The sequence below is a fragment of the Paraburkholderia sp. EG304 genome (assembly GCF_046543485.1).
Classification (GTDB): Bacteria; Pseudomonadota; Gammaproteobacteria; order Burkholderiales; family Burkholderiaceae; genus Paraburkholderia; species Paraburkholderia youngii.
The window spans coordinates 157,905-170,752 of record NZ_JBKGUA010000013.1 but is presented as its reverse complement, the minus strand read 5'-3'; the positions used below and the strand labels follow the sequence as shown (position 1 = coordinate 170,752).

Sequence of the window (12,848 nt, the reverse complement as noted above, 5' to 3'; positions counted from 1 at the left end):
TCAGGGAAGCGAATCGATCGGCGCGACGCCGGAATAGACGGCGCGCTTGACGACATCCGCGGATTTGCGCGTCGCCAGCAGGTGCATGCAGCCTTTGAGCGCTGCGATCGAAAGCGCACTGAGTAGCAGACCCGCAATCACATCGGCGAGATAGTGACCGCCTTGGGTCGGTGTCGACAGGATCATCGTCAGGTTGAGCGGAACCGCAAACAGCAATAACCGCGGGATGCGACGCAGCGCATAGATAAAGACAATACCGAGCGTCGTGTGAAATGACGGCATCGACACCATGCCTTGCGCCGGCACCATGATGAATGTCCGCAGCGTGCCATCGCGCAGTGGATAAAAGTCCGAGACGGTAGCCGACGTGTTGGGATCCGCAATGCCGAAATGCAGAAATGCGCTCGAGGCGGGAAGCGGAGTCGCAATCAGAAGCAGCAGAATGCCCGACAGCATGAAGAGCAGCACGAACTCCGACAGTTCGTCGCGTCGGCCTGCAAGCCCGAGAATGATGGGAATCGCAAGCCCTTGCGCGAGCATGCTTGCGTAAGCGATCTCAAGAATGTGTTGTAGCGTCGGATGTGAGCGCACCCATGAATAAACGCGCAGCCAGTGAAAGCCGAAGGCGCTGTCGAATGCCAGAAGACGCTCGTCGATGAGCGGCGCGTCGACGGTTGCGCACAGGTACTGCAGCAGGTCGAAAGCAGCGACGAAGGTCAGCAGCAGGGTGAGCCAGGCGAGTGTGACTGCCATTTCACGGCAGCGCAGCGTTCGGGTCAATGGCGCGTAGCGGCGCAGTTGTGCGAACGCGAGCAGTCCGATCACGATGAACATCGAGATTGCGGCGGCTTGCGCGAGATTGGCGACGCCGTCGCCCGGCACGGTGTAGCCGTTGCCGGCGACCCAGAACCCGTCGAGCGCGGTGACGAGAGCCACGACGGCCCAGCCGCTCAGGTATCGGATCAGGTAACGCTCGCTACCGCGCTGTTCCCCGTGTTCGTGTTCGTGTTCGTGTTCGTGGCTCGACATCGTGCTCGTCCGTTTTTTGTTGGTCCGCTCCGGTAAAGGACAAGCACAGGTAATGCCTACCGTCTGCCGGCCTTGTCGTGACTGGGGCCGACGGGACCGGCAGGGGGTGATCGACCGGCCCGGATGTCCGGAATGTTGCAGCATTAAGACGCGCGTTTTCCGTCGTGATGCAGATGCGCAGCGTCGTTGCGGATGAGCACGTTTCCGCTTGTGTGACCTATTATCAGAAAGAGTTGTGACCAGTACGACCGCGGTTGCGATGCAACTGATTGCAGATGTCGTGGGGAAACAAGCGATGGTTCGCACGGAAATACTCAACGCGCTGCGGGCATACACCGATCCGTTTCGCGTCACGAGCGGCAAAGATTTCTTCCTGAAGAATTTCGATCCCGGCGAGACGCTGGGACTCAAAATGCATAAGGAAGAGGCGCAGCAACTGCTCCAGCGCGGATCGAAATGGCTCGCGATGGAGCAGGAGATCCTCTACGCGCAGGATTCCTGGGCCGTGCTGCTGGTATTCCAGGCCATGGACGCCGCCGGAAAGGATGGGACGATCAAGCACGTGATGTCGCGCATCAATCCGCAAGGGTGCGATGTCATCTCGTTCAAGCAGCCGTCGGATGAGGAACTCTCGCACGACTTCCTTTGGCGCTATTCGAGGAAAGTGCCCGAGCGCGGGCACATCGGTATTTTCAACCGCTCGTACTATGAAGAGGCGCTGGTGGTGCGCGTGCATCAGCATCTGCTGCGTGCGCAGAAGATTCCGCCGGTACGGGTCGGCAACAACATATGGGACGAGCGGCTCGCCGACATCGCGCGCTTCGAAGACTATCTGACGCGCCAGGGCGTGGTCATAGTCAAGTTCTATCTGAACCTGTCGTACGGGGAGCAGAAGAAGCGATTCATGGAACGCCTCGACAATCCCGACAAGAACTGGAAGTTTTCCGCATCCGACGTTCGCGAGCGTCGCTACTGGAACGACTATATGCGCGCCTATGAAGAGGCCATCCGCGCGACGGCCTCCGAAGCGGCTCCGTGGTACGTCGTGCCCGCCGACAACAAGCCTTTCACGCGCCTCATCGTCGCGGCCGCGATCGTCGAGGCCGTCGAGAAGCTCGACCTCGCCTATCCGAAAGCGACGCCAGAGCAGATGAAGGATCTCGCCGCCGCGAGGGAGGAACTCGGCGCTGAAGTGGTGGACGAGACGAGACCCGATCAACCCGGGGACGATTCAGATCATTGAGAGCGGCCCCCTGACCCGAAATCACTGGAACCGGGAGACACGAGGATGAGCTCAGTTGAGAGTGCGACGCCGTGGCATGCGATGCCGGCCGGTGACATCGAACGGCAGTTCAACGTCGATCCCGCGCAGGGCCTGGATGCCGCGGAAGCGGCCGGGCGGCTCGCCACCTATGGGCCGAACCGCCTGCCGCAGGGCAAGAAGAGAGGGCCGGTCGTACGCTTCCTGATGCAGTTCCACAATATCCTGATCTACGTGCTGCTGGTGGCCGGTTTCATCAAGTTCATGATGGGCCTGTGGCTCGATGGCACGGTCATTCTGGCCGTCGTGATTCTCAACTCGCTGCTCGGCTTCATTCAGGAAGGACGCGCCGAGAAGGCGCTCGATTCGATTCGCAACATGCTGTCCGCCGAGGCGCGTGTGATGCGTGGCGGAGCGGTTCGCTTGATCCCCGCCGATGAACTTGTTCCTGGCGACATCGTGCTACTGGAATCGGGCGACAAAATCCCGGCGGACATGCGTCTCGTCGACGCGAGGAATCTGCACACGGAAGAAGCGGCTCTCACGGGCGAATCCCTCCCGGCCGAGAAGAGCACCGCGCCGGTACCGGCCAAAGCGACGGTCGGCGACCGCGAGAACATGGCGTTCTGCGGCACGATGGTCCTGTCGGGCCGGGCAACCGGCGTCGTGGTGACGACCGGCAGCCAGACGGAGCTCGGCCGGATCAACCAGATGCTCGCCGAAGTCAGCGCGCTCGAGACGCCGCTGCTGCGCCAGATCAAGAAATTCGGCTATGTGATCACGGCAGTGATCGCCGTTGTCAGCGTGCTGCTGTTCTCCTATGGGCATTGGCTCGGACACATGACGTTCGTCGAGCTGTTCCAGGCCATCGTGGGGATTGCGGTGTCGGTGATCCCGGAAGGCCTGCCGGCGCTGATCACCATCACGCTCGCCATCGGCGTGCAGCGGATGGCGCAGCGCAACGCCATTATTCGCCGCCTGCCGGCGGTCGAAACACTGGGCGCCGTGTCGCGCATCTGCTCGGACAAGACGGGCACGCTGACCCTGATGGAGATGATGGTGACCTCCGCCGTGACGGCGGAAGCGGGCTATTCCGTCACCGGCGACGGCTACGCCAGCGAAGGACAGGTCAGCGCCGATGGCAAGCCGCTCGGCGCCGCGCCGGACGTGCTGAAGCTGATGGGCCGCGTGTCGCTGTTGTGCAACGACGCGGAGCTTTTCGAGGAAGAAGGGAAATGGAAAGTGGAGGGTGACCCGACCGAGGGCGCGCTCTATCCGTTCGCCTCCAAGCTGGGGATGGACCGTGCGGCCGAGACCGCGGCCGCGCCGAGGGTCAACGTGATTCCCTTCGAGTCCGAGCACAAGTTCATGGCGACGCTGAACCGCTCGGCCGACGGCGAGATGCTGCTGGTCAAAGGCGCGCCGGAGGTGATCATTGATCATTGCGACCGGCAGCAGACGGCGCAAGGGCCGATGCCGCTCGATCGCGAGCATTTCGCAAGAGAGGGCGACCGGCTCGCCGCGCAAGGCGAGCGCGTGCTCGGGCTCGCGTGGCTGCCGGACCCGGGCCTGCGCACAGGAACTCTCGGGCCGCAGGACCTGCCGCGCACCCTCGTATTGCTCGGCCTCGTGGGCCTGATGGACCCGCCGCGCAAAGAGGCGATCGAGGCCGTGCGCGAATGCCACGGCGGGGGCATCCGCGTGACGATGATCACGGGCGACCACAAGATCACGGCGGCGGCAATCGCAAGAATGCTGGGCATCGGCGACGGCAAGACTGCGGTGTCGGGCACCGAGATCGAGGCGATGAACGACGCGGCGCTGCAGGAATGCGTGCGCAGCGTCGACGTGTTCGCGCGCGCGAGTCCCGAGCACAAGCTGCGGCTCGTCAAGGCGATCCAGGCGAATCGGCAGATCGTCGCGATGACGGGCGACGGCGTCAACGACGCGCCCGCGCTGAAGAAGGCAGACATCGGCGTCGCGATGGGGATCAAGGGTACCGAGGTGACGAAAGAGGCGGCGGGGATGATCCTCGCCGACGACAATTTCGCGTCGATTTCCGCGGCGGTGAAGGAGGGGCGCACGGTCTACAACAACATCGAGAAGGCGATGCTGTTCATGCTGCCGACCAACATCGCGCAAGGCGCGGTGATCGCGGTGGCAATCCTGTTTGCCTTCACGCTGCCAATCACGGCGCCGCAGATCCTGTGGGTCAACATGGTGACTTCGGTCGCGCTCGGCCTAACCATCTCGTTCGAGCCGCACGAGGCCGACGTGATGCGCCGCTCGCCGCGCGCAATCGACCGGCCGATCGTCACGCGTTTCGGCATCTGGCGCATCCTGTTCGTCGGCGCGGCGCTCGTGCTCTATACGCTATCGACCTTCTTCTGGATGAAGTCGCACGGCGCGTCGGATGATCTGGCGCGCACGGCCGCGGTCAACGCGATTACGCTGGGCCAGGTGTTCTATCTGCTCAACATCCGCTATCTGCTCGATTCGTCACTGACCGTGCGCGCGCATATGGGCAATCGCCATCTGTGGTACGGGATAGCCGGGGTCGTGGTGTTGCAGCTTCTGTTCACCTATACGTTCCCGTTCCAGGCCGTTTTCCACACCGAGGCTTTGCCGTTGTCGGCGTGGGGGTGGCTCTTTGCTGGTGGCGTCCTGTTCTTCCTCGTGGTGGAACTGGAGAAGCTCGTCTTCCGACTCACCCCCGCATTGAGAGGATTCGTGACTTCGCAACAGGAGGGCGGCGCGGCCTTGCGCAATGATCCGGCGGGGTAGGCCGCCTTGGCGGCCTACCGCTACATCTCATGAACGCGGCGGAGAATGAAAAACAGATTCGCTGAGACTGCATTCACGATCGGTATGCGCTCGAAAGGCCGGTTCAGCTTCATGCCGATATTGGCCAGTGCATTGAGCGCTCCGCCGCCCTTTATGCCTTTTGCGAACGTCGGAAAGACCTGATGATAGCCGCATTCTTCCAGTACGAATCCCGACCTGAGGAACAGGCGCTTCGCGTCGCTGAGACTGTACAGCCGATTATGGCCCGTGTACTTCTTCATCACTCTGCAGGCGTTTTCAGTTGCCGATAAACGGTTAGGCAAAAATGTGATTATCAGCAAACCGTTGTCTTTCAGCACGCGCCATAGCTCATCGATGCTCTTTTGTTCGCGAGCCACGTGCTCGAGTACACCGCTTCCAATCACTACATCGAATTGATTGTCTTCGTACGGCAGCAGAAATTCATGATCGAGCGCTGCGAAAGATAATCCGGCGTACTGATGGAATTCCGCGAATTGTCCATCGTTGCATAGGTCGCAGCCATATATCTCGATGTCCCGGTAGAGCGTACGAAGCATGCACGAATCTGGGGCGTGACGGCATCCCCAGTCGAGCACTTTCATTCCACGCTTGATATACGGTGCATAAATTTCGAACGCGCGCACATGGCGATCGAGACTGGCGTCGTTGGCAATAACCGATTGCACATAGTCCCGGTATTCACCATCGGCGCGATGTGCAAGGTAGTCCTGGCAAAGCTTGGCATAAGTCATCCTGACCTGCTGCAATTCATTGCTCGGAATCGTTTCAGTGTCGATGGGTCTATGCATATCTCCCTCATATCGGTGCGAAAGCGGAGTTCTGCGCAACTCGTTTCCAGACTGCCGGCTGTTGCTACATGTGTGACATCAGCTCGAAAAATTCGCGGGAAGTTGATCAGTCTGAATTTGAATCCCGATGGACCGCGTTTGCTGAGACCTGCTGCTCCAACCGCGTTGCGGTTCAGGTTTTGTGTAAAGCTTTGTGTAGCCGAACTATCGTTCGAGGGCGGTGCACGCGACATGTGTCGCAGGCAAACCGGCAAGGGAACCACGGAGAAAAAAATGCCGCGATAGTGCGGGACAACTCATGGATCCCTCTTTCCGAGTGCGCGCGCATGGGAGTGCGCTCGAGAACGGGTCGACTTCTTTCAAGGATAGCAGTTGGTCCCTCCGCAATTGGCCAGGAATCTCCACGTTTCGCGCCTTATTGTGATGGTTTTGCGCCCTCTGCGCCCGTTGATGCGGTCGAGACCCGTCCCGCCGGGTCTAAATGGGCTCTGCAAGGTATGCAAATGAAATATCCGGGCGGAAATATGGATTCACGCGCGGCGGCGTTGCGTTCGGGCAGACAGCGGGGCGAATCTTGTGTTGTTCAGCGGCCGACACATTCACGAGTCGACCGGAAGGTTGATGAGCAGCCGCATTAGCCACGCTCGAGGCGCCTGCGCACGGTCCCGACCAGTCTGTCGAACGGCAATGCACTGGCAGCCAGCGCGCTGGTCTCCGAAAAATGCTCCCTCACGATATCCGTCAACACTTGCCCCGGCGGCGCCTCGACCAGCACGTGCGTGCCCATTTCCTGCATCACGGTGAGCGCATCGAACCAGCGCACGGTGTAGCGCATGTTCGTCGCAAGGTCTTCGCGGATCGCGTCGGCCGTATACAACGGCCGTCCACCGCGATTGCCGATATAGATGCCGCGCGGTCTTTCAAAACGCAACTCGCGCGAGTACGCGAGCAGTTCGCCGCTCGCATGCGCGAGCAAGTCGCAATGCGAGGGCACGCTGACCGCGAGCCGGGTGGCCTTGCGCGCGCCGGCCGCAAGTGCGCGTTCGATGAACATATCGAGCGCATCGTTTGCGCCGGCCATCACGATCTGGCGCGGCGCATTGACGTTGCCGATATACACGCGTTGCCGCAGCTCTTGCGCCTGCTGCGCGACGAGCGTTTCCACCTGCTGCTCGTTCAAGCCGGATACGGCCGCCAGACCATAGCCCGACGGGTAAGCGGTTTCCATCAGTTCGGCGCGCCGCCGCACCATCATCAAGGCATCGCGAAACGGCACTGCGCCGCTACTGACCGCTGCCGGATAAGCGCCGACCGACAGCCCCGCGCTGATTTGCGCCACCAATCCTTCATCGGCGAGCGCGCGTGTGATCGCGACGCCCGCGATCGTCAGGCCCAGTTGCACGGCGACGGTCGAATCCAGAGCGTCGGGTGAGTCGAGCGTCAGTACGTCGATGCCGAGCGTGTCCGATGCTTCAGCGAACGTGTCCTGTACCGCACGAGGCCGCGGCAGTCGATTCAGAAAGCCTTCGCTTTGCGCACCCTGCCCGGGGAAGATAAGCGCGAGCATCAGATGGCGCCATCCTGCGCAACATCGGCCCACGGATTGGCGATCAAGCGGGGACCGCTCGCATGGCGGACCAGCACGCGCGCCTTGCCCGCAGCCCACTCCGCGAGCGCGACGCCGCCGGCGGGCGTTTCGAGTTGTGCATCGATGCGTACACCAAGACGCGCTGAGAGAGTTTGCAGTTGGTCCAGCAAAGCACCCGCGACATTCATCGCCAATGGTTCGGACACACGGATCAACAGATCGAGATCGCTGGCTTCGCTAACGGCGGGAACGTGCGTCGCGAGTTCGAATCCCGTGCTGCCAGAAGGACCCCAAACGAATCCAGAAAGCGGACCGCTGCGGTCACGTTGCAACGAATTCAGCGCAACGAAAGAAGGCAATGCATCACGTCCGGGATCAGGTCGCGCCTGCGCCAGGGACTCCGGCGATACGACGCCGACGATATCGTCCGCATGCACCCACGTGCCGTAACGCTGCGCTCGCTCCGCGCCGCGCACGCCGATCGCGACGAAACCTTCGGCGGCGAGCGCGCGTCGGACGACCGCGTACGGTGCGCGTTCGAATGCTTCGCGAAGCCACGCCGGTTCGTCATCGAGCGCATTGAGCCGTCGCAAGCGCAGCAGATCATGCGGCCGCCAGCGCGGGTCGCACGACGCGGCGCAAGCGGTCGGGAAGGGCGCAGCCGCGCACACGCGCATCAGACGGCGTCCCACTGTTCGGCAAGACGCCGCCGCACCTCGATCGACGCCGCGCGAGTCTGCCGCGCCGCCGCCGATTCCAGCCGACGCGCGAGCGTCCGATCGCCGTCGCGCGCGTTGCGGATCTGTTCGACCAGCACAGTGCGCACGCGCTCGATCTGCGCCGCGTCGGGCGCATCGGCGTCTACGCCGTCGATCAGCTGATCGAGCAGCCCCAGCTTCCCGAACGACGCCATCGAATACGACATCGGCACGATCGTCTCGCCGAGTTCGTCGAGTTCTTCGACAGTGCGGCGCGTGACGCGCGCGGCTGCTTCCTTGCCCATCGCATGGACCATCGTGCCGGGCACGTCGAGCGCGACGATGCGGTTCGCCTGATAGCCGTGCGCGAGGAACGCGCCCGACATCGCCGGACCGACGATCAGCGCGATCACCGGATGCCCGGCGTCGCGTGCGCTCGCGTAGGCATCGACGGCGGCCGCGCAGGCGAGGTGGATGCCGAGCATTTCCTCGCGATAGCCATACGCCTGGCTTTTCACGTCGACGATCGCGACGATCGGGCGGCGCGTGCCGGCGCCTCGATCGGCGTCCATGACTTCGCGCACCGCGCGCGCGAGTTGCCAGCCTTGTTCGAGCCCGACCACGTTGCTGGTCGCGCGCGGAAAGCGGTTCGCGGCATCGGGCACGACCGCGATGAAGCGCGCAGTGTCGCCGCCGAGCGGCGCATCGCCGCTCCAGACGGGCGCCGCACTCGACGATTCGCCGGCCAGTGCGTTGAACCAGCGCGCGCCGCGCGTGAGTGTCGTGTCGCTCATGGCTGCTCCTTGTTCGATATATCGCCCGCCTGCGGGTTGTACGCATCACGCATTGTCTCGGGCGTGACGCTCGCCGGATCGATCCGCGCGAGCCGCTGCAGGAAGGTGTCGACCTGCTCGCTGCGATGCGCGGCCGGCACGCCCTGCGCGAACGCGGCGAGCACGGCGGCGCGCACCGCGTCGGCATCGTCGTCGACGAGGGTATCGGCGAGCGCGCTCGCGACGCGCTGCTCGCCGCCGATCAGTTGCCACACGCGGCGGCGATCGCTCGCATCGAGTTCTTCGATACCGGCTTCCTGCTCGATCACTTCGGGTCCGTTCATGCCGAGCCGTCCCTGCTTCGTCACGATCAGATACGAGCACAGCGCGGCCGCGAGCGACATGCCGCCGAAGCAGCCGACCATCCCCGCGATCACGCCGACCACCGGCACGTGCCGGCGCAACGCGACGATCGCCGCCTGAATCTCGGCGATGACTGCGAGCCCGAGGTTCGCTTCCTGCAACCGCACGCCGCCGGTCTCGAACAGTACGACCGGGCGCACGAGCTTGCCGCGCGCGCAGTCGCGCCGCGCCATCTCCAGCGCCGCGGCGATCTTGCTGCCCGACACTTCGCCGATGCTGCCGCCCTGGAACGCCGATTCGATCGCCGCGACCACGGCCGGTTCGCCGTCGATCGTGCCGCGCGCGATCACACAGCCGTCGTCGGCCTGGCAGACGATGCCCTGCATGGGCAGCCATGGCGACGCGATGCGGTCGAACGGTCCGAGCAGTTCGCGGAAGCTGCCCGCGTCGAGCAGCGAACGGGCGCGCTCGCGCGCGGGCAGTTCGATGAAGCTCTCGTGCAGCAGCGGGGCGCGGTGAATGCTGGCGCTCGTGCTCATACGCTGTCTCCTTCCTCGGCCGCTTCGACCGCCTCCGCGAGGCGCAGCGCGACCACGCCCGGCGTCGCGCCGAAGTCGTTGATCTCGATGTTCGCGGCGCCGTCGTAGCGCGTAAAGAAGCGGTCGAGCACGCTCTTCCAGATGTGGCTGTAGCCGTCGACGCTGGTGCGCACGACCACGTGCGCAGCAAGCGCCGAGCCGCCTGCATCGGCGGCGGGCGACAGCAGCACTTCCAGATCGCCCGAGCCGACCACGCCGACGTGCGCGCGGGTCGTGACGGCGCGTTGCGCCGGATAGTCGAAGGTCAGATGTTCCATGAGGCTCAGCTCCGGCTGGCGTCGCGATGCGCCAGCATGTCGAGAAAGAGGGTGGCGGCGAGCAGATCGGCCGCGCCGCCAGGCGATGCGTTCAGCGTCAGCAGTTCGCGTTCGAGCGCGTCGAGTGCGACGCGGCCCGCGGCTGTCGAACTGCCGCCCGCGCCGAGCACGCGTCGTGCGCCGCGCTGCCCCGCATGCAAGCCGGCGAGGCCCGCGCGATGCAGCAGGCAGGTGTCGTCGAGCGTGCTCATGATCGCGAGCAAGGCGTCGATCCGAGCGGTGTTTTCGTCGAGGCCGCGTGCGCGCGCCGCGCGTAACGCGGGCAGGCCGACGTCGAGCGCGTGGGGGAAGCCGTCCTGCGCTTCGCGCCGCGCGCCGCCGACCTGATAGCGTCGACGCGCGCGTTCGCCGTGGCTATCGGATGAAGCGGCGAAGCGGTCCGGGAAGCAGGCGATCTGCGCGGCCAAAGTGCAGACGCGCGAGGTATCCAGAGGGCTCGGCGCGCCGGCTCCGTGTGTACGCATCGAGGCACTCGAAGACGTTTCGAGCGCGACGCCCGCAACGAGCAGTCCGATGATCCAGATTGCGCCGCGATGCGCATTGCTGCCGCCGGTCGCCTGCAGCATGTCCTGTTCGCCCGCGCGGCCGATCTGCGCGAGTTCGGCGCGCAGCAGCGCAGACGGTTCGCCGCGGCGGCGCGCGGTGCGCGCGAGCGCGGCGAAAGTAGGTTCGAGCGCGTGCGCGGAGCGCCGCATGATCGCGAGATCGAGGTCACGATGCGCGCCGCTGCCGCGCCGGTCGACGAGCGCGGGTTTCGGCGTGAGTTCGGCCTCGTCGATCAGCGCGGTGATCGCGTCGCGCGCGAGTTGCGCGTCGGAAAACGGCGCGATCGGTGAAGTGTCACGCGCATCATTGCGCAGGACTGGAGCAAGTGGCGCGTCCAACCGTTCGAGAACAGCAGCAGCGGACGCCATCGTCACCAGCTCCGGAAGCGCGCGGGCGGCGCGTACAGTCCGCCCGACCACGTGACCAGATCGTCGATGCTGCGCGCCGCGAGCAGCGAACGCTTCGCTTCGCCGCGCCGGATGCCGAGATCTTCCGGATACGCGACGATGCCGCGCCGGCGCAACTCGGCGGTTTTCTCGGGCTTCGCGCGCAGGCCGATCGGCGTGACGCCGGCCACCGCCGCGATCGCCGCGCGCCGCTCGTCGATGCCTTCGGCCTTATGCAGATGCGCGATGCCCTCCTCGGTGACCACATGGCTCACGTCGTCGCCGTAGATCATCACCGGTGCGATCGGCATGCCGTTTTTCGCGCCGACGGCGACTGCGTCGAGTTCATCGACGAAGGTCGGCTCGCCGCCTTTCTTGTACGTTTCCGCGAGTTGCACGACGAGCTTCTGGCCGCGCGATATCGCGCCGTCGCCCTTCAACAGCTTCAGCCACGCCTCGCTCGCATGACGCCGGCCGCGCGGATCGTGGCCCATGTTCGGCGCCCCGCCGAAACCGGCGAGCCGTCCGCGCGTGACCGTCGATGAATTCGCGTCCGCGTCGATCTGCAGCGTCGAGCCGATGAACAGATCGACGCCGTATTGGCCGGCCAACTGACACAGCACGCGGTTCGAGCGCAGGCTGCCGTCGTTGCCGGTGAAGAACACATCGGGGCGCGCCTCGATATACGCCTCCATGCCGACCTCGCTGCCGAAGCAATGGATGCTGTCGACCCAGCCCGATTCGATCGCGGGGATCATCGTCGGGTGCGGATTGAGTGTCCAGTTGCGGCAGATCTTGCCTTTGAGGCCGAGCGATTCGCCGTAGGTGGGCAGCAGCAATTCGATCGCCGCGGTATCGAAACCGATGCCGTGATTGAGCGACGTGACGCCGTACGGTTCGTAGATGCCGCGTATCACCATCATCGCGGTCAGCACCTGCAAGTCGCCGATATGACGAGGATCGCGCGTGAACAGCGGCTCGACCGCGAACGGCCGGTCCGCCTGCACGACCACGTCGACCCACGAACCCGGAATGTCGACGCGCGGCAAGTCGTCGACGATCTCGTTGACCTGCACGATCACGATGCCGTGACGGAACGCGGCGGCCTCGGCGATGGTCGGCGTGTCCTCGGTGTTCGGGCCGGTGTACAGATTGCCGTGACGGTCGGCCTTGTCCGCGCACAGCAGCGCGACGTGCGGCGTCAGGTCGACGAACATGCGCGCGTACAGCTCGACATACGTATAAATCGCGCCGATTTCCAGCTGGCCGTCTTCGAGCAGTTGCGCGACGCGCAGACTCTGCGGCCCCGCGAACGAGAAATCGACCTTGTGCGCGATGCCGCGCTCGAACAGCGTCAGGTGCTCAGGACGACTGATGCTCGAAATCAGCAGATGCACGTCGTGCAGCTTCTGCGGATCGACCTTCGCGAGCGAGCGCGACAGGAAGTCGGCCTGTTTCTGATTGTCGCCTTCGAGCGCGACGCGCTCGCCGGGCTGGATCAGCGTTTCGAGCGCATCGACGATGCGGTGCGTAGGCAGCACGCCGTCTTCGAGCCACGGCGCGATGGCCGCGAGGCGGCGGTTCTTTTCGTCGCGTCGAGTCGTCCATGAGCGGGCAGTGGACCGCGATGAGGCGGCTTCGGCGAGGTGGTTCATCGGCTCGGTCATCGGTGCG

11 protein-coding genes are annotated in these 12,848 nt (G+C 64.3%); 2 read left to right on the top strand and 9 right to left on the bottom strand.

Annotated elements, in window-relative coordinates; all coding sequences use genetic code 11:
• The gene (locus ACLFKU_RS18080) at nt 1–1,335 is read right to left on the bottom strand and encodes a phosphatase PAP2 family protein (protein WP_410849963.1); all 1,335 of its coding nucleotides are present in this window, start codon (nt 1,333–1,335) and stop codon (nt 1–3) included.
• Between ACLFKU_RS18080 and ACLFKU_RS18075 the strand changes: the two genes are divergently transcribed.
• Nucleotides 1,325–2,272 (top strand): polyphosphate kinase 2 family protein, encoded by a 948-nt coding sequence (locus ACLFKU_RS18075; protein WP_410849962.1) that lies wholly within the window; start codon nt 1,325–1,327, stop codon nt 2,270–2,272. The two genes, ACLFKU_RS18080 and ACLFKU_RS18075, sit on opposite strands and share 11 nt — an antisense overlap.
• Nucleotides 2,273–2,317: 45 nt before the next feature.
• Entirely contained in the window at nt 2,318–5,074 is a 2,757-nt protein-coding gene (locus ACLFKU_RS18070; RefSeq protein WP_410849961.1) for an HAD-IC family P-type ATPase, read from the top strand.
• Between the two features lie 20 nt (nt 5,075–5,094).
• Here the strand turns inward: ACLFKU_RS18070 and ACLFKU_RS18065 are convergent, their stop codons facing one another.
• The 8 genes from ACLFKU_RS18065 to mdcA all read right to left on the bottom strand — a co-directional run bounded on the left by ACLFKU_RS18065 (nt 5,095) and on the right by mdcA (nt 12,829).
• Nucleotides 5,095–5,904, bottom strand: a complete 810-nt coding sequence (locus ACLFKU_RS18065; protein ID WP_368587470.1) for a class I SAM-dependent methyltransferase — start codon at nt 5,902–5,904, stop codon at nt 5,095–5,097.
• Between the two features lie 634 nt (nt 5,905–6,538).
• On the bottom strand, nt 6,539–7,471 hold the full coding sequence (gene mdcH / locus ACLFKU_RS18060; RefSeq protein WP_410849960.1) for a malonate decarboxylase subunit epsilon: 933 nt from the start codon (nt 7,469–7,471) through the stop codon (nt 6,539–6,541).
• Nucleotides 7,471–8,169, bottom strand: a complete 699-nt coding sequence (locus ACLFKU_RS18055) for a malonate decarboxylase holo-ACP synthase (protein WP_410849973.1) — start codon at nt 8,167–8,169, stop codon at nt 7,471–7,473. Before ACLFKU_RS18055 ends, mdcH begins: the two co-directional genes overlap by 1 nt.
• Nucleotides 8,169–8,984 carry a biotin-independent malonate decarboxylase subunit gamma gene (gene mdcE, locus ACLFKU_RS18050; protein WP_410849959.1) on the bottom strand — a complete coding sequence of 272 codons (816 nt, stop codon included), beginning with the start codon at nt 8,982–8,984 and terminating at the stop codon, nt 8,169–8,171. Before mdcE ends, ACLFKU_RS18055 begins: the two co-directional genes overlap by 1 nt.
• Complete coding sequence (locus ACLFKU_RS18045; RefSeq protein WP_410849958.1) at nt 8,981–9,865, bottom strand: biotin-independent malonate decarboxylase subunit beta; 885 nt, start codon at nt 9,863–9,865, stop codon at nt 8,981–8,983. The genes mdcE and ACLFKU_RS18045 overlap by 4 nt, the downstream gene beginning before the upstream one ends.
• Complete coding sequence (locus tag ACLFKU_RS18040; RefSeq protein WP_176123180.1) at nt 9,862–10,182, bottom strand: malonate decarboxylase subunit delta; 321 nt, start codon at nt 10,180–10,182, stop codon at nt 9,862–9,864. The genes ACLFKU_RS18045 and ACLFKU_RS18040 overlap by 4 nt, the downstream gene beginning before the upstream one ends.
• 5 nt (nt 10,183–10,187) lie before the next feature.
• Nucleotides 10,188–11,156 carry a triphosphoribosyl-dephospho-CoA synthase gene (locus ACLFKU_RS18035; protein ID WP_410842527.1) on the bottom strand — a complete coding sequence of 323 codons (969 nt, stop codon included), beginning with the start codon at nt 11,154–11,156 and terminating at the stop codon, nt 10,188–10,190.
• A 2-nt stretch (nt 11,157–11,158) separates the two neighbouring features.
• Nucleotides 11,159–12,829 (bottom strand): malonate decarboxylase subunit alpha, encoded by a 1,671-nt coding sequence (mdcA, locus tag ACLFKU_RS18030; RefSeq protein ID WP_410849972.1) that lies wholly within the window; start codon nt 12,827–12,829, stop codon nt 11,159–11,161.
• Between the last annotated feature and the right edge of the window lie 19 nt (nt 12,830–12,848).